We start from the raw sequence: 20,017 nt of genomic DNA on the forward strand, positions 1-20,017 counted from the left end.
ACGTCACAGTCGTGACGAGGGCCCGGATCAAGGCCATTCCCCGCCCCGACTCCGCGTCGTCGTCCGGCATTCCCGGCTCAGCCTCGTTAATTTCCGGGCTGGCCGCGCCAAAGGCACTGACCTTGGCCCTGAGGCTCGCTTCCCGGATACAGATGTCGACGCCGAGTTCCACGGGCGCCGCGGACTCAGGGACCGCGTGCTGGACCACGTTGCTGGCAGCTTCGATGACGGCTGTCGCAAATGTCATGCGGTCGATGTCCGGAACGAAGGATGCGTCCTCCCAGACGGCATCCAACTGGGCATGGACTGCGTCAATGGACTCCGGGGTGGCGCGGTCCCGGAAGCTCCGGCGGGCCAAGATCTCAGTCATCGCCGAAAGCCTCATCGGCAGACGCATAGGAGGTCAGCACACGGTCCATACTGGTCAACTCGAGCACCATTTTCACCTGGGGCTGGACGGCTGCAATGCGGAGGTCCCCGCCGGCCTGCCGGGCGGCCTTCAGGCAGCCGATGAGGGCCCCGAGCCCGGAGGAGTCCATGAAGGCAGTGTCCGCCAGATTGAGCACGATCCGGCTGGACCCGGAAGCAACGACATCCGCCACGAAGTCCCGCAGTTTCGGCGCGGACACCATGTTCAGCCGCCCAGCGGCCCTGATCTCCGCATACGAGTCTTTGACTTCATAGCTAAGTTCCAATGTTATTCCTCTCCTCTGCCGGACCCGCGCCGGGCACGGCTTCACCTTCTGGCACAGCGCCAGGTTCAAAACCCTTATACAGGACCGCGCGGACCAGGATGCTCATGACCACGAGGTCGAACACCACCCAGGCGACGTTGACCAGCGTACCGACCGGTTCGGATAATCCTGTGGCAAGACGCGCGATGCCCACGACGGCTGAAATCGCCAAAAGTGCGGACACGATAATCTGCGGGCGGATCAGGCTCCAGCTGGGACCGCCGGCCTGGCGGTCCTTGGGCGTGACCGCAAAACCCAGGGGACGGCCGAACCAGACGTTGCGGGCCGCCGTCGTGCACGCCTTGATCCAGGTGGGAAACAGCGCCAGGCTGTACTGTTGCCCGCGCCAGGTGGGGATGCCGCGGCCGGAGACGGCGAACAGCAGCTGGTTGACGATCATGAACGGAATGAACCGGATGAAGAAGTCGCCGCTGAGGCTGGTCACGGGCAGGATGCCGAGCAAGAGGTAGACGATGGGCGCCGCGAAGTAGATCACGGCCGCGAAGCCGCTGAGGTACGTCCACATGGTGGCGAAGTACATGAGCCGCTGGCCCCACTTGAGACCGCGCTGCACCAGCGGGTTTTCCCGGAGCATCACCTGCATGGTGCCTTGGGCCCACCGCAGCCGCTGCGTGAGCATGGTCGCGATGTCCTCCGGGGCGAGGCCGTAGGCCAGGACCTCGTGGTGGTAGGCGCTCTGCCAGCCCATGGAGTGCAGGCGCATGGCGGTGGCCATGTCCTCGGTCACCGAAATCGTGGCCAGCGGCATGACGGGCTGAGCCTCGCCGGTGCGCTCCACGGACAGGGCATCCAGCACCGCCTGCGTTGATTCCAAGGCGCCCAGCGGGGACCAGTCCCGGGCGGTCAACCGCTTCACGGCGTCCTCGGTCACCACAGGGACACCGGAGTCGCCGACGTGCGCGAACTCCATGGCGGCGATTTCTTCAAGATCTGCCTGCAGGGCGGAAACGTCCGCCTGGACCAGCGTCTGGACGGCCTGGTCCACCTTCCGGCGGACCCGGTAGGTGATCTCGCCAAGCGTGTCGCCGTCGTCGAGCTGCCGCCGCGCTTGCTGCGTTGCGGTCTCCACCTCGTTGAGCATCTGCGCCACGAGCGGAGACGCGGAGCCCGCCGATTTCCGTGCCTTGCGGATGGCGGACCGGGACGCAGCCAAGGCCCGGCGGATGCTTCTCTCGGTCTCCTTCACATAGCCCACCAGGCCCAGCTGCATGAGGGCTTCGCGGCGGAGCAGGGCGTTGGATCCGCAGAAGAAAGCGGCGTTCCAGCCATCCTTGCCCTGCTGGATGGGCCCGTAGAACAGCGGTGCCTGGCTGCCCAGGGGATCATCCGCGGGGACGTTGCTGAAGTACTGCGGAGTCTGCACCAGTGCCACACGCCGGTTGTTGAAGTAGCCCAGCGTCTTCTCGAGGATGTCCGGCTCAGGGATCTGGTCGGCGTCGAGGATCAACAGGAACTCGCCCTCCGTGACCATAAGGGCGTTGTTGAGATTTCCGGCCTTGGCATGCCGGGGCATGTCCTTCCAGTCCTCGCTGCGGGTCACATAGCCGAGCCCGTGCATGGCGGCGAGGTCGCGCAGTCCGGGCCGCGCGCCGTCGTCGAGAATCCAGGTGCTGTGCGGGTGGCGGATCCGCTGCGCCGCGAGGGCGGTTGTCATCACCAGGTCCAGCGGCTCGTTGTAGGTAGTGATGAAGACGTCCACGCTGGCGTCGGGGACCGCCGGCGGAGCAGCCGTACGCACCTTCAGCCGCCACACGGTCATGCCGAACAGCATGACGTCGATCAGGCTGTAGGTCTCGGCCGCGACCAACGGAACGGCGATCCACCAAGCATCCCAGTTCAGTGAGGAGGCCCAGCGCCAGGCAACATAGTTCACGCCGAGAATGATGGTCAGCACCACCACCAGCCGGGTGGCAAACGCTCTCATGCTGCCTCTCGCGGCGTAGCCGCACTAGGCCGAAGCATGAAGACGGGTGAGGAAAATGGCGGTGACGTCGTCATCCGGCTGGGTGCCCCGGTGGAGGTCCTGCAGGAGCGTCGTGATGCCTGCAGGGTTACAGTGCCGGATGAGCGCGGCGACGTCGTCAAGGGCCGCGAGGGTACCGTCGTAAAGGTCCAGGAGTCCGTCGGTGAAACTCGCAAGAGTCTCCCCGGGTGCCAGCACAGCATGTTCCGTGTGCCAGGAACCCGGTTCCCCGATTCCCAGAGGCAGCCCGTGACCGTGCAGTCGTCGGTAGGAGCCGTCGGCGGCGACGATGATGCTTAGGCCGTGCCCGGCATCGGCGTACTCCAAACGCCCCGTGGCCAGCTCAAGCCTGGCCAGAAAAGCCGTCGCGAACGTGGCCGTACTCTCCAGATCCTGTGCCAGGAGCTCGCTGGCCCGGTCCAGAACCGCGGCCGGCCTGTTGCCTCCGGCGCTGCGCACGGCGCTTCGGACCGTTGCGGCCATGAGCGCCGCCGCGGTGCCCTTGCCCATCACGTCGGCAAGGATCAGATCCACGATGCCTTCGGATTCGCTCCACGAGTAGAAGTCCTCGCCCACGTCCCCTCTGGGCAGGCAGATCGCGGAAACCTCATAGTGCGGCGCCCCGGGCAGCGTGGAGGGCAGCAGGGCCTGCTCCACGGCGCGGGCCCGGTCCCGGCCCCCGGAATCCTGCAGTTCACGTTCGGCCCAGCTCCCGAGTTCGTCCAACTGCCGCAGCTGATCTTCGGAGAGATGACGGGGCTGGGTGTCGAACAGGCAGAGGGTGCCGACCCTGCTGCCGGCATCCACGCTCAGCGGCCGTCCGGCATAGAAACGGACACGGCGGCCGCCGACGACGTCAGGCAGGGCCGCGAACCGGGGGTCCGCCGTGGCATCCGGGACCATCAGGATGTCCGGCTGGGCAATGGTGGCGGCGCAGAAGGTGTCTTTCCGGTCCATCTCCGTCCGGACCGTCCCCTGCGGTGACTTCACGAAAAGCCGCTCGCTGTCCCGCGTGTCCATCAGGGACAGGCTGTGCAGGGACACCAGCCGGTCCCGCTCCGCCTCGCCGGCTGGTTTTAGATGCACATTCATTTAGCGTCCTCCCATGGCCGTCATCGTCAAGAGTACTGTGCATGGTCTGCATCGGACGCGCTGTGGAAAGCAACGGCGTCGGGGAGGCCTGAGGGCACCCCGACGAGGTCGGGGACCAGGGCGAGATGAACAAAGTGACCGCCGAACTGCTGGAGACAACCCGGCCATTTCCTGGGAACGGGGAGTGGTCTCCGAAAACGTCGGCTGACCTGCCCCGGGGGTGGCTACGCTGCCAAGGGCCGAACCTCGATTTAGTCGCCGGCGGCGTCGCGGCCGCGACGGACGATCAGCGGGTCCGGCTCGTAGACCACCGAGGTGTCCTTGTCCCCATAATCGAACTGGTTGAGGAAGAAGCGCATGGCGTTGATCCGCCCCCGCTTCTTGTCATTGGACTTGATGGTGATCCACGGCGCATGGTCCGTGTCGGTGCGCAGGAACGTCGCTTCCTTGGCTTCCGTGTAGTCCTCCCACCGGTCCAGGGAGGCCAGGTCCATGGGGGAGAGCTTCCAGCGCCGCGCCGGGTCGATCTGCCGGATCGCGAAGCGGGTGCGCTGCTCGTGGCGGGTCACCGAGAACCAGAACTTGGTCAGGTGAATCCCGGAGTCCACCAGCATCCTCTCGAAGAGCGGCGCCTGCTCCATGAAGGTGCGGTACTCCTGATCCGTGCAGAAGCCCATGACCCGCTCGACATTCGCCCGGTTGTACCAGGAGCGGTCAAACATCACGATCTCCCCGGCCGTGGGCAGGTGCTCGATGTAGCGCTGGAAATACCACTGGCCCTGTTCACGGTCGGACGGTTTGCTCAACGCCACTGCCCGGGCCGAGCGGGGATTCAGGTGCTCAGTGAAGCGCTTGATCGTCCCGCCCTTGCCGGCGGCGTCCCGGCCCTCGAAAACGATCACGTGCCTGAGGTCATGGTCCTGGCCCCAGTACTGGAACTTGAGCAGTTCAATCTGCAGCCGGTATTTCTCGAGCTCGTACTCCTCCCGGGACATCCGCTCGTCGTACGGGTAGTCCTCCCGCCACGTCTCCACGGCCGAACCGCCGGGATTGATCAGTTCAGGGTCCTCGCCCTGCCCGCCGCGCACCGTGAACTCCATCTCCACCAGATGGTCGATGGCCTCCCGGAGGTTCTCCCGGACCCACCCCTGGTCCTCCGGTGTCCACCGTCTGTCCGCCTGTGCCATCCCCGGCCCCCTCCGGCCTCGCCGAACCCTCGCCGAACCCTCGCCGAACCCCCGCCGAGCTGTCGCCCGCAGTCTAACAGCGCGGGCGACGGCGGGACGTCCCGGGTGTGGTCCGTCGCTGGTGCTTTCGTGGCCCACACTTATCACGTGCGTACTTTTGGTGTCGAGGAAGAATTTCTGATCGTGGATCCCTACAACGGCAGCCCCCTGCCCCTGGCGGCAGAGCTGCTGCGCCTCCATGACCCCGGCCGCCCGGTAGTGAACCGCCCTTCTCCGCTCCCGGTCCTGGCCGTCGAGCTGCAGCAGGAACAACTTGAAGTCATCACCCGCCCGCACAGCAGCCTGAGCGGACTCGCCGCCGAGATAAGGGCTGGCCGCGCCTATGCCGATGCGCTGGCCCGGAAGGCGGGTGGACGGATCGCGGCCCTCGCCACGTCCCCGGTACCGGTCGCACCACGTCACACCCGCAACGACCGTTACGACGCGCTGATCGAAAAGTTTGCCCTGACTGCCCGGGAGCAGCTGACCTGCGGATTCCATGTCCATGTTTCAGTCGGCTCGGATGAGGAAGGAGTCGCGGTTCTGGACCGGATCAGGGCCTGGCTGCCGCCGCTTATAGCCTTGAGCTCGAATTCACCGTTCTGGAACGGCACCGAGAGCGGCTACGCCAGTTTCCGCACCCAGGCCTGGAACCGGTGGTCCTCCGCCGGGCCGGCGGAGGTCTTCGGATCGGCACGGGCATATCACTCATTGGTGGCGGACCTCTCGGCCACCGGGGTCGTCTCCAGCCCGGATTTTGACGCGCGCCTGTCCGCCCGGCACCCTACCGTCGAGGTCCGGGTATCCGATGTTTGCCTGGATGCCCGGGACGCCGCCCTGATCGCCGCGTTGGTGCGGGCTCTGGTGGAGACCGCGGCACGGGAGTGGGAAGCCGGACAGCCGCCGGACCTGGTTCCCGCAGCCGTCCTGCGCCAGGGTGCCTGGCGGGCCAGCCGGTTCGGCGTTCACGGGGAGCTGCTCCACCCGGTAACGCACAGGCCGGACACCGCACGAAATGTACTCACTGCACTCCACGACCACGTCGGCGCCGCCCTGGGGGAGTCCGGGGACGGAGCCTACGCCGCGGAGTCCATGCAACGGATCCTCAGCCAGGGCACGGGGGCCACCCGGCAGCGGGAGGCCTTCGAACGCAACGGCAGACTTGCCGACGTCGTCGCCCACGCCACCGCCCTTACCCATCAGGAACCCGCCGATGACGACCCGCCCGGGGACCGGTTCCTTACCTGGGCCGCAGAAACCGCCATCCCAAGCGGCGAGTTAGCCGCCATCGCCGGCTAACGCCGACACCTTTCGCCACCTGCTGCAAGGACCGGATCCGGGTTGATGGTGGCGCGGCCGACGGCGTCAGGAGTTGCGTCTGGCTGCGGGCCAGGTGGCCAAGGATTGCCCGGACCTTGGCGCCGGCTGAGGGGCGGCTTGCGGCATTGACCCTGCGGACGTTTGCGACCGGCTGGCGCCGGCGCTTCAGGCCGAATTCGGGCTGGGTCCCGGTCGGCAGTTCGCGCACGGGAGGCCTGCGGCTGGCAGCCTAGGACGGCGGCTTGGCGCCCTCAGGCTGGCGGCCAGGCTGGCGGCGCCGTCCGGGGCTACTTTGATGCCCGGAACCGGCGATTTCGCGCCGGAATGCGGCGAGTCCGTGTCAAAGTGCCCCCGTTGGGCCGGTGGGACTCGGCCCCCGCCTCAGTTGCCGCCTTGCAGCCCGTTGGCCGCCACGCACTCGCCGAGCCGGTTTTCGCCCAGCGCGGCGGCCACGGCGGGAGGTTCGGGCGATTCGGTGGGCGTGGGTGTGGCGGGTGCCGCCACCCCACCCCGAAACGACCCGAGGGGCGGATAAGCGCAGCCGTTCACTTCCCGTCCTGCACGAAAACAAGGCCTGTTGCATGCCGGTGGCCTGCCCCTAGAATCGGGGAGGACGAAAACCGGCCCAGGCACCCCCGGAGACGTCCGCGGGGAAACCACACCACGTTCAGCGGTGCCGGCAAGGATGCGGAGAATGACTGACATTCAAGGGCTCATCGCTGCACTGCTCCCGGAAGACCTGGCCGTGCTCCGGCAGCGCGGCCCGGACCAGTCCCTGGACCGGGACATGCTGGACACCATTGACCGGGCAGCGGGCGGACCCGGTGAAGGCCGCGGCTACTACGTTGTCCGCGGCAGCCTGATACCCCAGGAACGCCGCCAGTACTACCTCCGCGAGGACGTCGCCGCCGCAATCTTCGCCTCCTGGACGCTTGAAGGCGCAACCGGGGCGGATACCTGACAGCCATGGCGTCCCCCGGGCAGGTTGAAAACGAGCAAAAGTACGACGCCGACACCTCCACCCGGCTGCCGGCACTGTCGGACATCCCCGGCGTCGAACGGGTCGCGGAACCGGTGTCGGATCGTCTTGAGGCCGTCTACTTCGACACGCCCACCCTGGCCCTCGCCGCTCGCCGGATCACCCTGCGGCGGCGCACCGGCGGAACCGACCACGGATGGCACCTGAAACTCCCCGCCGGAGAGGATCGGCGCCAGGAGATCCACGCGCCGCTGGGCCGGCCCGACACCGTGCCGGAGGAGCTGAAAGACCACCTGCACGTGTACACCCGCGGCGAAGACCTCATGCCCGTCGCACGTCTGACCACGCAGCGCACCACATACCGGCTGTACGCGCCGGGAGGCGAGCACCTGGCCGACTTCGCCGACGACCAGGTCGACGCCGAAACCGTGCATCCGGTACAGACGGAGCAGCACTGGCGTGAATGGGAGATCGAACTCGTCCACGGCGCGGGGCGCTTCTTCACGGCCGCCGAAGAGACCCTCGCCCGCACCGGGGCCCGCCGCTCCGGCCATGCCTCCAAGCTGGCACGGGCGATCGGCGGCGCCTGGCCGCCCGAACGCGGCCCCGCCACGGGACCGCCGCGGAAGCCGCGGAAGAAAGGACCGGCAGCCGACGTCGTGACCGCCTACCTGGATGAGCGGATCACGGAACTGTTCACGCATGACCCGGGGGTGCGGCTGGAGACGCCGGACGCCGTCCACCAGATGCGATCCGCGACCCGCCGGATGCGCTCCGCCCTGGCAACCTACCGCAAGCTTTTCGACGCGTCCCGGGTCAAAAAACTTGGCGATGAACTGAAATGGCTGGCACGGATCCTGGGCGGGGCGCGTGATGCCGAAGTCATGCGTGAACGCCTCCGCCAACATCTTGGCGAGCTGCCGAAGGAGGGCAGCTCCGGGTCACTCCCCGGGCCGCTCGACCACGAGCTCGGCACCGCTTACGACGCCGGCTACCAAAAGGTCATCACGACGCTCGGGACCGGCCGGTACTACCGGCTTCTGGACAGCCTCGAAGACTTCCGCGACCACCCACCCGCCATGCACCTGGCGTCCCGGCCCGCCCGCAAGGTGACAGCCGGACTGGTTGACAAATCAGCCAAACGCCTGGCCCGCGCCCGCAAAGCCGCCAGGCGGCCCGCGGCCGGGGCCGATCGGGACGCCGCCCTGCACCAGGTCCGCAAAGACGCCAAACGGCTCAGGCATGCCGCCGAATCCGTCGCCGGCATCCACGGAAAACGCGCCCGCAAACTGGCAAAATCCGCCCGGCGGCTGCAGGAAATCCTCGGCCACCATCAGGACAGCGTCATGGCCCGGGCCCTCCTGACCCGCCTCGCCGCCGGGCTGGACCTGCCCCCCGACACCGCCCGCAGCTACGCCGGGCTGCTGGAGATCGAAGAGCGCATCGCCCGCGACACCGAAGACCGGTACCGCAAAGCCGCCAAGAAGAAGGCGCTGGGCATCCGGCTGCGCCACTGACCTGCCACATCTTCACCGTCTGGGCCTCCGGCATCATCCGCATCGACGGACAGGTGCGCAACGGCGGCACCATCAGAATCCGGACGGACCGGCGGAAACCGGACCTTCCGCCTGCATGTCCGGCAGGTCCCCGGCGAGGTGATGACCTGGACCGGCGGCCTGCCCCCGTTTGCGGGTCTGGGCATAGTTCTCGCCGGGTTGGCCGCTTCCCTTCGGGGACACCCGGAGGGCCCTGAGACCTTTTCCGAGGAATGATGCCAGGCGCACTTCGCGTTGGATCTCGACGGCGGCCATGACCTCTTGTAGTCGCCGTAGGGGATGTGTCCGCCGCGGGGGATAGCTGCCGTACTCCGTCTACGGCCCCTGCGTCCTCTTGGCCGCGGCCATCCGGCGCGACCTGCGGCTGGCCGCCTTCTCCGGAATGGGGCTCAGGGCCCTGGGCGTGCAGGCCGGCCAGCTGACCGAGACCCCCGGCGAGAACTACTCGCAGACCCGCAAATGGGCGCAGGCGGCCCATGCCGAAGGCTTCGACGGGCTCGAGTGGATGTCCCGGCAGGACAACCGTGACCACGCCTTCGTGGTCTTCGGCGACCGCGTGGCCGTGGCCGACCAGCTTGGCGCCCTCAGGCTGGCGACCAGGCTGGCGACGCCGTCCGGGGCTACTTTGAGGCCCGGAACCGGCGATTTCGCGCCGGAATGCGGCGAGTCCGTGTCAAAGTGCCCCCGGGCTGCTTGCCGGTTTCGGGAACGGGCTGCTGCTGGGATACCTGATGTACCGGTCCGGCCTCGTGCCGCGGCCCATGGCGTTGCTGGGGCTCATCGGCGGCCCCCTCGTCTTTGCTTCCGGGATCGCGGTGCTGTTCGGACTCTATGACCAGGTCTCCGTGTGGTCAGGAATCTTCACAGTCCCGGAGTTCCTCTGGGAGGCGTCGCTGGGCATCTACCTCATCGTCAAGGGCTTCCGGAACTCTCCCATCACCGCCGGAATGCCCGACGACGTGGCGCCGTCCGGTCGGCGCGGCGCCGCCGGCTGACTGCCGCAGTGTGCGGGGAGTTGACCGGCCGGGGGATTGTCAGCCGTGCAGGCGGGCGAACCGCAGGATGGTGAGGAGTGCCGGCGCCAGCTCGTCCTCCATCTGCAGGTACACGTTCTCGCCGCGGCGGTAGGGGTCGACGACGTCGTTCTGGGAGGCATCCGCGGCCAGCGCCAGGTGCCGGACGGACGCCGCCCGCGCGGGAAGCCCGCGCCACACGGCACCCAGATCAGAGGCCGCGGACGGATCGCCGTCCCGCTGCCCTGCCCCCCGCTCCTCCAGGGCGTCCAGCATCCGGGCAAATTCACGGATGGTGAAGGTCCGCCGGAGCAGGGACGGATCCAGCTGCAGCACCTCGCCGCGGTGCCGGGCGGCCATCGTCAGCACCAGATCGGTGTCGCGCAGGATCGCCGGAGTCAGCTGGCGGGCCGCAAAGCCTTCGGGCGTTCCGCCGTAGGCGGTGATGATCCTGGCGGAGCCCGGCTGGGCCGGTTCGCCCACCATGGCGCGGGTCCCGGCGCTGCGCACACGGAAGGCGCCCGGCTCCACCTGGTCGAGCCCGGCCTGGAGCAGGCGCTCGGCGACGGGGGAACGGCAGATGTTGCCGGTGCAGACGGTGAGGATCCGGATGGGTAGCGACGTGGCGTCGCCCCTAGTTTCCGTTTCCGAGACTCTTGGCTGCGGCATAGTCGCCCAGTCTATCCCCGCTCAGTGCAGCCTTGATCTCATCGATGGCACCCCAGTCCGGCAGGACGATGGACTGGCCGTCCGCAGAGGTGCCGATTCCGGCGGCGGGCAGCGTGAACGCGACGGTATCCTGGCTCTGGACATCCCGGAGGCTGAACGCCAGGCGGCCGGCCTCCACGGAGTCCAGTCCCGGGGCAACGCTCAGATAGGGAGACACCGAGCTGAGCACCTTCTGCAGAGTGACCGGGTTTCGGTTCACGATCACCCTCCCGCCGACAGCTTCCGGGTCAGCCCGGCGGACGGCAGTCAATGATCAACTCCATCAGCGGGGTGGCATTTGCATCCGCGTACAGCTCGATGAGGTGCTGATTGAATTCGAGCCGTCGGCTGAACGGGATCGAAATCGCGTCGTGCCCCGAGCCCATCAGGATGCCGTTCATCATCAGCCGGGAGGTACGTTTGTTGCCGTCGAAGTAGAACTGGTGCCGGGTGCCGAAGCAGAAGTACGCCACGGCCCGTTCCACTGGGTTCTGGAGCGTCGAAAGGTAAGCCCGGCCTCGGTCGTATTCGTCCCTGAGCGCTTCCCCGCCATCTTCGCAGCCGGTCGCATAAAACGTTCCGGCTTCACCGAGATTAACCGTTCCTCCACCGCGGACGGATCCTTCGCCGCGGAAGTGCCCGGCCTCGATCGCTTCGTGAGGCGCCACGACGCCGTGCAGCCGGTCGGAAACCTCTTTTACGGGCTCGAAGCTGCCGGCCTGGACCATGTCGTGAAGCATCCGGGTGGATGCGGCGAGGGCCAGGACCTGCTTCTCGTCATTGAGCCGGTGTCCGCCGACCGTGACGCCTTCCAGGAGGGTCTGCACCTCGGGGAGTGTATATGGGTTGCCTTCGAGCGCGGCGGCGTCCCAGACATGGCCGGCTAGTTGACCCTCGAAGCGGGCCACAGCGCGGGGGACTTCCATGTCCGGCATCAAGTGCCAGGGAATTGCGGCGGAGTCCCATGCGAAGCCGAGTTCCCGCTCCCGGTCCTTCGCGGCAGTGTTCAGCAGGTCAGGGGCGGGTTCGTTGAGGCGGGGGCGGACCCGGCGCTTCTTGTACTGGTTGGAGCCGACGCCCCAGCGTGGTGGCTCAGTCATTGCCCGGCTCCCAGTCTGTTGTGAGTTCAACGGCCTGTGCCGCGGTCTCGGCCATGCCGTAGCAGTCCAGGATGATTTGAATCGGATCCGCCCAGATGACACCTTCATCGTTCCAGGCACCTGCCTCACTGTGTCCGTCGAAGGGCAGCACGATGATGTCGGCCGCGGCCGCACCGGGATGGTTGATCAGGGTGGCGACCCTGCGGGGTTCCTCGACGTAGAGGATGATCGGGCCGCCCGGCACCTCTGTGGCTCCTATCCGGGTCGCGGCTGGGGCTCCACTCACGGCCCAGCCCTTGCGGGTCGCGGACACGGTTGAGCAGATCCGCAGGAAGTTCCAGTCGGAGGTTGCCTGGGTGGCACCGGGCCGGAGCCGTGGCGGGGCGGCAGCGCCGGCCTCACGCGCCAGCTTGCGCGGCTGCGGGGAACCATCCGGGCTCGCCCAGCGCATGAGGGTGCCGGCCATGCCGGAGTGATCCGGGGCAGTGACGCCGCCGATGATGGACCGTGCGGCCCGCAGCGCCTCCGGATCGCACAGCGGCTCGGTCGCTGCTGGCAGCTGCAGCCCTGCCGCCGCGAGGATCCGGGTGACCATGCCCAGGGTCGGATCTGAGGCGCCCTTCTCGATCCGGGTCACGGTCGAGGTGGATACCCCCGCGCGGCGGGCGAGCTCACTGCGGCTGTACCCGGAGTGCCGGATGGCCTCTCGAACGACGTTTTGCATATACGCAACGCTACGGAAAAAATTGCATATATGCAAAGGGTGGGATTGGTGATCCTCGCGGGTCGCCACGCGGGCCATTTCGAGCGCGCCACCCGCGGCGCCCCCGTTGCTTGACGCATCTCCCGCCTTCCGCATATCCTGAACGAACGGTCGGTAATTATTTATCGGAAATGCATAGGAGCAACCCATGGCATCGCAGCCCCTGCAGTCAGTGCCCGCTGAGCAAACACCTGCACAACACGAACAGAGCCTCGAAGATGCGGCCCGGCGTGACGCTGAAGGCCAGGCATACTTCGACAAGGTCATGGCGGATGACTCCCGGATCGAGCCACGCGACTGGATGCCCCCGGCATACCGCAAGACTCTGGTGCGCCAGATTTCGCAGCACGCGCACTCGGAGATCATCGGCATGCAGCCGGAGGCGAACTGGATCTCCCGGGCCCCCAGCCTGAAGCGCAAGGCCATCCTGATGGCCAAGGTCCAGGACGAGGCCGGCCACGGCCTGTACCTGTACTCCGCCGCCGAGACCCTCGGCCAGCCCCGCGATCAGATGATGCAGGACCTGATGGACGGCAAAGCCAAGTACTCCTCCATCTTCAACTACCCCGCCCGGACCTGGGCGGACATGGGCGCGATCGGCTGGATGGTCGACGGCGCCGCTATCGCCAACCAGGTGCCGCTGTGCCGCGCCTCCTACGGCCCCTACGGCCGGGCCATGGTCCGGGTCTGCAAGGAAGAATCCTTCCACCAGCGCCAGGGCTTCGAGATCCTGCTGGAACTCTCCCACGGCACGCCCGAGCAGAAGCAGATGGCCCAGGAGGCCGTGAACCGCTGGTACGCCCCGGCCCTGATGATGTTCGGCCCGCCGGACCAGGATTCGCCCAACTCCCAGCAGTCCATGGCGTGGAACATCAAGCGCTTCGGCAACGACGAGCTGCGCGCCCGCTTCGTCGGCATGATGATGGAGCAGGTCAAGGTCCTGGAGCTCACGCTGCCGGACAAGGACATCCGCTTCAACGAAGAGACCAAAAAATGGGAGCACGGCCCGCTGGACTGGGACGAATTCCACGAAGTCCTCTCCGGCCGCGGCCCCTGCAACGCCCAGCGCCTCGAACGGCGCCGCGAAGCCCACGAAAACGGCGCCTGGGTGCGCGAAGCCGCGGTGGCTTATGCCGATAAGCAGAGCCGCAAGCAAGCACAGAAGGAATTTGCAGCATGAACGACTCAACCGCACCCGCGGCAGCACCCGCCCCCCACACGGCAGGAAACGTCTGGCCGCTCTGGGAAGTCTTTGTCCGCTCCAGCCGCGGCCTCTCCCACGTCCACGCCGGCTCCCTGCACGCGCCGGACGCCGTGATGGCCCTGCGCAACGCCCGCGACCTCTACACCCGCCGCAACGAGGGCGTGTCCATCTGGGTGGTCCCGGCGGACGCCATCGCCTCGAGCGATCCGGACTCCAAGGGCGCGTTCTTCGAATCGCCCCAGGGCAAGGACTACCGCCACGCCACGTACTACACCAAGAGCGAGGGCGTGAAGCACCTGTGAGCACCACACCTGAGACTGCGGTCCCCGCAGAAGAAACCGCCGGCCACGGCGACATCTCCGTCGGCGTCCCCGGAGCCGGCGCCGAATTCGGAGCCGGCAGCGGCGACGCCGCGGCGAGCGCCACCCGCATCACGCCCGGCAACGCCCTGCGCCCGGAGGACATCGCCCTGGCCGTCAGCCGCGGCACCGCCAAGCCCAGCGACGACGCCGCCGAGTACGCCCTGCGCCTGGGCGACGACGCCCTGATCCTCGCGCAGCGCCTGGGCCACTGGATCTCTCGCGGCCCGGAGCTCGAGGAGGACATCGCCCTGGGCAACATCGCCCTGGACCAACTGGGCCACGCCCGGTCGTTCCTGAGCTACGCCGGCGGCGCGTATGCCAAAGACGGAAAGCCGGGCAAGACCGAGGACGATCTCGCCTACTTCCGCCGCGAGCCCGAGTTCCGCTCCGTGGAGATCTTCGAGCAGCCCAACGGGGACTTCGCCGTCACCATCGCCCGGCAGTTCGTGGTCAGCTACTACCAGTACGAGCTGTACCGCCGCCTCACCGAATCCACGGACGCCACCCTGGCCGGCATCGCCGCCAAGGCCGTCAAGGAAGTGGATTACCACCGCGACCACAGCGCCCAGTGGGTCCTGCGCCTGGCCCTGGGCACGGACGAGTCCCGCGAAAAGATGATCCACGCCTTCCAGGTCATCTGGCCGTACGTGGACGAACTGTTCCGCGACGACGAGCTCACCGCCCGCCTGGCCGGGACCGGGGCCGCCGTCGAGCCTTCCAGCCTGCGCGCGGACTTCGACCGCCTCACCGGCGAAGTCCTCGCCGAAGCGGAACTCGACGTCCCGCAGGTCAAGGCCGCCCCCGGCGGCGGACGCCGCGGCCTGCACTCCGAACACCTCGGCTACCTCCTCGCCGAAATGCAGGTGCTCGCCCGCGAGTACCCGGGAGCCACCTGGTAGCCATGGCTGTCACCAAATCACCCGAGCAGAGGGCCTGGGACATCGCCGCCACGGTGTGCGATCCGGAAATCCCCGTCCTCACGGTCGCGGACCTCGGGATCCTCCGCAACGTCGAGCTGCTGGGCACCACTACAGCAGCGGACGACGCCGGGACGGCGCCGGCCGTCCGGGTCACCATCACGCCCACCTACTCCGGCTGCCCGGCCATGGACGCCATCCGCGACGACCTGAAGACGGCGTTCGCGGCCGAAGGCTACCCGAGCGTCCACGTCGAACTGGTGCTGAGCCCGGCGTGGACCACGGACTGGATGAGCGAGGCCGGCAGGGCCAAGCTGGAAGAGTATGGCATCGCCCCGCCCAGCGGCCACTCCAGCGCCGCCCGGCACGCAGGGCCCATCCGGCTGTCCCTCGCCGTCAAATGCCCGCAGTGTTCCTCGCTGCACACCAAAGAACTCACCCGCTTCGGTTCCACCTCCTGCAAGGCGCTGTACGTCTGCCAGGACTGCAAGGAACCGTTCGACTACTTCAAAGTTTTGTAAGGAACAGGTGCTCCCATGACTGTTGTCCGCCAGACTGCCGCCGAAACGGCCGCGGCGACCGGCCGCCGTCGCGCGTCCTTCCACCCGCTGACGGTCGATGAGGTCCGCCGCCTGACCGATGACGCGATCGAGGTGAAGTTCGGTGTTCCCGCCGGGCTGAGCGGGCAGTTCGACTACCTCCCGGGCCAGTACGTCGCCCTGCGCACCACCTTGCCGGACGAGCAGGGCGAGCCGCACGAGATCCGCCGCAGCTACTCCATCTGCGCCGAACCGCGCAGCTTCGCGGACGGCAGCAGCGAAATCCGGGTCGCGATCAAGAAGGACCTCGGCGGGCTGTTCTCCACCTGGGCCAACGCCGAGCTCAAGTCCGGCGACGTCCTGGACGTCATGAGCCCCATGGGCGCGTTCGTCTCCAAGCACGGCCGGGACGGCAAAGAGCAGAACCTGATGAACTCGATGAACCATCCGGAGGATTTGGCGGGGGAGCCGGGCTCCTTCGTGGCCATCGCGGCCGGTTCCGGCATCACCCCCGTGATCGCCATCGCCCGGACCCTGCTCGCGGCGCACCCGGACACCCGCTTCGACCTGGTGTACGCCAACAAGGCCGCCATGGACGTGATGTTCCTCGAGGAACTCGCGGACCTGAAGGACAAGTACCCGTCCCGTCTGGCCCTGCACCACGTGCTGTCCCGCGAACAGCGGATCGCGCCGCTGCTCAGCGGCCGGATCGACGCCGGGAAGCTCCAGGCCCTGCTGGGCACCGCGATCCAGGCCGACCAGGTGGACGAATGGTTCCTGTGCGGGCCGTTCGAGCTCGTGCAGCTGTGCCGCGACACCCTGGCCGCCCGCGGCGTCAAGCCCGAACACATCCGCTTCGAGCTGTTCACCTCCGGCAAGCCGGACCGCCCGGAGGGCAACATCGGCCGGCCGGTGGTCCCGGACGAGTCCAAGGAAACGTACAAGATCACCTTCAAGCTGGACGGGCTCCAAGGCGAGGTCGCCAGCCCCACCCACGCCCGCGAATCCATCCTCAACGCCGCCCTGCGGGTCCGCCCCGACGTGCCGTTCGCGTGCGCCGGCGGCGTCTGCGGAACCTGCCGGGCCAAGGTGGTGGCCGGTGCCGTCACGATGGACGAGAACTACGCGCTGGAACAGGACGAGCTGGACAAGGGCTACGTCCTGACCTGCCAGTCGCACCCCACCACCCCGGAAGTCAGCGTCGACTTCGACGTCTGACCCGGTGGTCTCGGTGGTTGAGCCTGTCGAAACCGTCGAGATCCGCCCCCACACCCCAAGGAGCCCCATGATTTCCCTCTCCATCGCCGGCGGCATCGCCGAGATCGTCCTGGACGCCCCGCACAAGCTGAACTCCCTGGACGGGCCGGCGCTGGCGGATCTGGCACAGGCGTACGACGACGCCGCTGACGCCGCCTCGCGCGGTGAGGTGCGGGCGCTGCTGCTGCGGGGGGAGGGCCGGGCCTTCTGCGCGGGCCGGGACATTGCCGGCGTGACGCCGGAGGCCGACGACGTGCAGGGGTACCTGGGCGGGCTGCTGCAGCCGCTCCTGCAGAAGATGAGCGCCTTCCCGGCGCCCACCTTCGCCGCCGCCCAGGGGGCCTGCCTCGGCGTGGGGCTGGGCCTGCTGCTGGCCACGGACGTGGTGTACGTGGCGGAGAACGCCAAGTTCGGCTCGCCGTTCGCCAACCTCGGCGCCACCCTGGATTCCGGCGGGCACTGGTACTTCACCGAGCGCCTGGGCATGCACCGTACCCTGGACCTGATCTACACCGCCGAGCTCATGAGCGGCGCCGACGCCGTGGCGCAGGGGATGTTCAGCAGGGCCATGCCCGCCGCCGAGCTGCTGGAGACCACCCGTGCCATCGTGGCGAGGGCCGCCACCGGTGCCACCAGTGCGTTCAACGCCAGCAAGGAACTCGTGGCGCACGTCCGGGACCAGCGCCTGGGCCTCTGGGCGTCCATGGAAGAGGAGAACGCCGAGCAGGCCCGCCTCTGCAGGACCGAGGACTACAGCGAGGGTTTCCGTGCCTTCCAGGAGAAGCGCATGCCGGTCTTCAAGGGGTAACAGCACGGCACTGAAATTCTGTTTTTGACCGCCAACTTGTAAGGTTCGTGTATGACTTTGGGGAAACCAGTAATTAAAGCCGTCATTCCTGCTGCCGGATTGGGAACTCGATTCCTGCCCGCCACCAAGGCGATGCCGAAGGAGATGCTGCCGGTTGTCGACCAGCCGGCCATCCAGTACGTGGTGGAAGAGGCTGTCAACGCAGGCCTGACGGACCTCCTGATGATCACGGGGCGCAACAAGCGCGCGCTGGAGGACCACTTCGACCGGGAACCGTCCCTGGAGCGGACCCTGGAGCTGAAGGGGGACACTGCCCGCCTGGAGGCCGTACAGTATGCCTCCGACCTGGGGCCCCTCCACTACGTCCGGCAGGGCGAGGCGAAGGGCCTCGGGCACGCGGTCCTGTGCGCCCGCCAGCACGTGGGCGACGAGCCGTTCGCCGTGCTGCTGGGCGACGACCTGATTGACGAGCGCGACGAGCTCCTGACCACCATGATGGAGGTCCACGCGCGGACCGGCGGTTCGGTGGTGGCCCTGATCGAGGTGGACCCGTCCCAGATCAGCGCCTACGGCTGCGCGGACATCACCGCCATCGACGGCGAGGACTACGTCCGGGTCAACAGCCTGGTGGAGAAGCCCTCCGCTGCGGAGGCTCCGTCAAACCTGGCCATCATCGGCCGGTACGTGCTGCACCCGTCAGTCTTCGACGTTTTGGAGAAAACCGAGCCGGGCCGCGGCGGGGAAATCCAGCTGACCGACGCCCTGCAGACCCTGGCAGCGGCTGACGGCGAAGGATCCGGCGTCTACGGGGTGGTCTTCAAGGGCCGCCGCTATGACACCGGGGACAAGCTGAGCTATCTGAAGGCCGTCATCACCCTGGCCTCGGAGCGGGTGGAGTTCGGCGAGGAGCTCAAGACCTGGCTGAAGGGCTTCGTGAACAACTAGGCCGTAGGGCTCAGAAACTAGTTTTTGGACAGGCTCAACGCTGATTGAAGCGTTGGGCCTGTTTTTGTTGGTGCGTGCGGACGGCTGCCATCGCCAGTAGGGCCCCTATTACAGAGCCCCCCGAGTTTGTGACAACATCAATCCAACTTGAAAACCGGTTGTGAAGAAACAGCAGTTGGCCCAACTCCATACAGCCGGACACAGCCACTCCGAGTGCGGCATTCTGCCACCACCGTTTGTCCGGGTAGGCCAAGGAGGCTGCGATGCCGAAAGGGATAAACAGCGCCACGTTCGCGGCTTTTTCCACCAACGAGTAATTGATCCAACCGGGGATTCCGTGGGCGTGCAGGAAGGCCAGCACGCTGGCAATTGTTCCCTGGGCTGGCGCGTCGACAGGGCTCGGCCAGAAGCCGACCAGAGCCAGCGCGGCCATCATTACCGCGAGGACTGCGCGCCATAACAGTGGCTTTTCCAGTAGCTTCAAGGTGGCCTAGGGTCGGGATTTCCGGGATTTATGGGGAGATAAGACAAGGGCGGGCAGTTCTCAGGTTTCCCCGGGAACTGCCCACCCTCGTTGGTGCTTGTAGGCGCTTACGCGGAGGTGTCAGCCTTGGCGCGGCGGCGGACCACCACTACGGAGGTTACACCGGCAGCCAGTGCGCCTGCGCCCACCAGGGACCAGAGGACCAGGCTGGTGTCCGCGCCGGTGTTGGCGAGGCCGGTGCCCGAGGTGGCCGTGCCGCCTGCGGTGCCGCCGGTGTTGGCCAGGCCTGTGCCCGATCCGGCAGCTGCAGCGTCCACCGTGACACTGGACGTGACGGTCTTGCCGGAGGTGAGCCCCTCTGCCGTCAGGATGTAGGTTCCCTCCGCCGGGAGGTCAAGCGGGATGGCGAAGTTGCCGCTGGCATCGGCGGTGGTGGTGAAGGTAAGCGGGGCCAGCGGCAGGATGATCTTAGCCGGCACCGCCATGCTTGCCCCGCCGGAGAAGCTGCCTCCGATTGCCTGCGGCGTACCGGTCAGGGTCGCGGTGACCTGGATGGTTTCGCCAGGCGTGAAACCTCCGTCAACGGAGGAGAATACGAAGGTTTTGCCGGGGGCGACAGTTCCGTTAGAAACGGTGCCTTGTGCAGCCGCTGGTCCCTTGACATTGACGAATGCGGAAGCGGTCTGGCCGGACGCTCCGGTAGCCTTCACCGTGTAAGCGCCAGGCTTGCCGATTTTCAGGGAGTATGTGAAGGCACCGTTGGCGTCAGCCGTTACTTGGTAAGTTTGCAGCGCGCCTGCGCCGTTGCCATTTCCCCTGCCTTGATAAACAGTGATTGTGACCTGTTCGGACGGCCCGAAACCCTGGCCCGAGAAGGTGAACGACTGATCCCGGCCAACTGTGCCGTCGGAAACCGTACCGCTGGGCTTGGGCGCCGGGTACCCGTCTGCTGCCATGGCCGGGACGGCACCCATGAGACCAAGTGATCCGGCAAGCGCTATTACTGCAAGTGTTTTCTTCATTTGT

Annotated in this window: 24 protein-coding genes; 12 read left to right on the forward strand and 12 right to left on the reverse strand. The window is 67.3% G+C overall.

Features of this window, described 5'->3' with window-relative positions:
- From J9611_RS09820 to ppk2, 5 genes are all read right to left on the reverse strand, one after another.
- On the reverse strand, positions 1-370 hold a 370-nt coding region (locus J9611_RS09820; protein ID WP_211879724.1), incomplete at its 3' end, for an ATP-binding protein.
- On the reverse strand, positions 363-695 hold the full coding sequence (locus J9611_RS09825; RefSeq protein ID WP_211879726.1) for an STAS domain-containing protein: 333 nt from the start codon (positions 693-695) through the stop codon (positions 363-365). The genes J9611_RS09820 and J9611_RS09825, both read right to left, overlap by 8 nt.
- Positions 685-2,679 carry a glycosyltransferase family 2 protein gene (locus J9611_RS09830; protein ID WP_211879728.1) on the reverse strand — a complete coding sequence of 665 codons (1,995 nt, stop codon included), beginning with the start codon at positions 2,677-2,679 and terminating at the stop codon, positions 685-687. The genes J9611_RS09825 and J9611_RS09830 overlap by 11 nt, the downstream gene beginning before the upstream one ends.
- Positions 2,680-2,703: 24 nt before the next feature.
- Positions 2,704-3,810 (reverse strand): PP2C family protein-serine/threonine phosphatase, encoded by a 1,107-nt coding sequence (locus J9611_RS09835; protein WP_211879730.1) that lies wholly within the window; start codon positions 3,808-3,810, stop codon positions 2,704-2,706.
- A 251-nt stretch (positions 3,811-4,061) separates the two neighbouring features.
- Entirely contained in the window at positions 4,062-4,997 is a 936-nt protein-coding gene (gene ppk2, locus J9611_RS09840; RefSeq protein WP_211879732.1) for a polyphosphate kinase 2, read from the reverse strand.
- Positions 4,998-5,144: 147 nt separating this feature from the next.
- Here ppk2 and J9611_RS09845 point away from each other — a divergent pair, with 147 nt between their 5' ends.
- Positions 5,145-6,335, forward strand: coding sequence for a carboxylate-amine ligase (locus tag J9611_RS09845; protein ID WP_307857068.1), 1,191 nt, complete (start codon positions 5,145-5,147; stop codon positions 6,333-6,335).
- Between the two features lie 402 nt (positions 6,336-6,737).
- On the opposite strand, the gene J9611_RS22315 is transcribed toward J9611_RS09845, so the two are convergent.
- A complete protein-coding gene (locus tag J9611_RS22315) occupies positions 6,738-6,860 on the reverse strand; it encodes a hypothetical protein (protein ID WP_281414553.1) in 123 nt (40 codons plus the stop codon).
- Between the two features lie 190 nt (positions 6,861-7,050).
- Between J9611_RS22315 and J9611_RS09850 the strand changes: the two genes are divergently transcribed.
- The 4 genes from J9611_RS09850 (at position 7,051) to J9611_RS09865 (ending at position 9,886) form a co-directional block, all read left to right on the forward strand.
- Complete coding sequence (locus J9611_RS09850) at positions 7,051-7,317, forward strand: hypothetical protein (RefSeq protein ID WP_211879735.1); 267 nt, start codon at positions 7,051-7,053, stop codon at positions 7,315-7,317.
- A 5-nt stretch (positions 7,318-7,322) separates the two neighbouring features.
- Complete coding sequence (locus tag J9611_RS09855) at positions 7,323-8,852, forward strand: CYTH and CHAD domain-containing protein (protein ID WP_211879737.1); 1,530 nt, start codon at positions 7,323-7,325, stop codon at positions 8,850-8,852.
- 421 nt (positions 8,853-9,273) lie between these two features.
- Positions 9,274-9,726, forward strand: coding sequence for an RES family NAD+ phosphorylase (locus J9611_RS22730; protein ID WP_504741950.1), 453 nt, complete (start codon positions 9,274-9,276; stop codon positions 9,724-9,726).
- Entirely contained in the window at positions 9,611-9,886 is a 276-nt protein-coding gene (locus J9611_RS09865; protein WP_281414554.1) for a DUF4386 domain-containing protein, read from the forward strand. The genes J9611_RS22730 and J9611_RS09865 overlap by 116 nt, the downstream gene beginning before the upstream one ends.
- A 39-nt stretch (positions 9,887-9,925) precedes the next feature.
- Here J9611_RS09865 and J9611_RS09870 read toward each other — a convergent pair whose 3' ends face one another.
- The 4 genes from J9611_RS09870 to J9611_RS09885 are packed head-to-tail and all read right to left on the reverse strand — an operon-like array spanning position 9,926 to position 12,436.
- Entirely contained in the window at positions 9,926-10,573 is a 648-nt protein-coding gene (locus J9611_RS09870; RefSeq protein ID WP_211879742.1) for an arsenate reductase/protein-tyrosine-phosphatase family protein, read from the reverse strand.
- Entirely contained in the window at positions 10,539-10,832 is a 294-nt protein-coding gene (locus tag J9611_RS09875) for an LCP family protein (RefSeq protein ID WP_211879743.1), read from the reverse strand. Before J9611_RS09875 ends, J9611_RS09870 begins: the two co-directional genes overlap by 35 nt.
- Positions 10,833-10,860: 28 nt before the next feature.
- Entirely contained in the window at positions 10,861-11,712 is an 852-nt protein-coding gene (locus tag J9611_RS09880; RefSeq protein ID WP_211879745.1) for a Fic family protein, read from the reverse strand.
- Complete coding sequence (locus J9611_RS09885; protein ID WP_211879747.1) at positions 11,705-12,436, reverse strand: helix-turn-helix domain-containing protein; 732 nt, start codon at positions 12,434-12,436, stop codon at positions 11,705-11,707. The genes J9611_RS09880 and J9611_RS09885 overlap by 8 nt, the downstream gene beginning before the upstream one ends.
- Positions 12,437-12,623: 187 nt before the next feature.
- Here J9611_RS09885 and paaA point away from each other — a divergent pair, with 187 nt between their 5' ends.
- The 7 genes from paaA (at position 12,624) to galU (ending at position 18,507) form a co-directional block, all read left to right on the forward strand.
- On the forward strand, positions 12,624-13,655 hold the full coding sequence (gene paaA / locus J9611_RS09890) for a 1,2-phenylacetyl-CoA epoxidase subunit PaaA (protein WP_211879749.1): 1,032 nt from the start codon (positions 12,624-12,626) through the stop codon (positions 13,653-13,655).
- On the forward strand, positions 13,652-13,981 hold the full coding sequence (gene paaB, locus J9611_RS09895; protein WP_211879751.1) for a 1,2-phenylacetyl-CoA epoxidase subunit PaaB: 330 nt from the start codon (positions 13,652-13,654) through the stop codon (positions 13,979-13,981). The genes paaA and paaB overlap by 4 nt, the downstream gene beginning before the upstream one ends.
- Positions 13,978-14,940 (forward strand): 1,2-phenylacetyl-CoA epoxidase subunit PaaC, encoded by a 963-nt coding sequence (gene paaC, locus J9611_RS09900; RefSeq protein ID WP_211879753.1) that lies wholly within the window; start codon positions 13,978-13,980, stop codon positions 14,938-14,940. Before paaB ends, paaC begins: the two co-directional genes overlap by 4 nt.
- Positions 14,941-14,942: 2 nt before the next feature.
- On the forward strand, positions 14,943-15,479 hold the full coding sequence (paaD, locus tag J9611_RS09905; protein WP_211879755.1) for a 1,2-phenylacetyl-CoA epoxidase subunit PaaD: 537 nt from the start codon (positions 14,943-14,945) through the stop codon (positions 15,477-15,479).
- Positions 15,480-15,494: 15 nt separating this feature from the next.
- Complete coding sequence (paaE, locus tag J9611_RS09910) at positions 15,495-16,715, forward strand: 1,2-phenylacetyl-CoA epoxidase subunit PaaE (RefSeq protein ID WP_211879757.1); 1,221 nt, start codon at positions 15,495-15,497, stop codon at positions 16,713-16,715.
- Between the two features lie 67 nt (positions 16,716-16,782).
- Complete coding sequence (locus tag J9611_RS09915) at positions 16,783-17,562, forward strand: enoyl-CoA hydratase/isomerase family protein (RefSeq protein ID WP_211879758.1); 780 nt, start codon at positions 16,783-16,785, stop codon at positions 17,560-17,562.
- 51 nt (positions 17,563-17,613) lie between these two features.
- Entirely contained in the window at positions 17,614-18,507 is an 894-nt protein-coding gene (gene galU / locus J9611_RS09920) for a UTP--glucose-1-phosphate uridylyltransferase GalU (protein WP_211879759.1), read from the forward strand.
- 34 nt (positions 18,508-18,541) lie between these two features.
- Here galU and J9611_RS09925 read toward each other — a convergent pair whose 3' ends face one another.
- Both J9611_RS09925 and J9611_RS09930 read right to left on the reverse strand, forming a co-directional pair.
- Positions 18,542-18,991 (reverse strand): VanZ family protein, encoded by a 450-nt coding sequence (locus J9611_RS09925; RefSeq protein WP_246527621.1) that lies wholly within the window; start codon positions 18,989-18,991, stop codon positions 18,542-18,544.
- Between the two features lie 107 nt (positions 18,992-19,098).
- A complete protein-coding gene (locus tag J9611_RS09930; protein WP_211879760.1) occupies positions 19,099-20,013 on the reverse strand; it encodes an LPXTG cell wall anchor domain-containing protein in 915 nt (304 codons plus the stop codon).
- Positions 20,014-20,017: the final 4 nt, after the last annotated feature.

Origin of the sequence: Pseudarthrobacter albicanus, from assembly GCF_018224015.1 — a bacterium.
Lineage (GTDB): Bacteria > Actinomycetota > Actinomycetes > Actinomycetales > Micrococcaceae > Arthrobacter > Arthrobacter albicanus.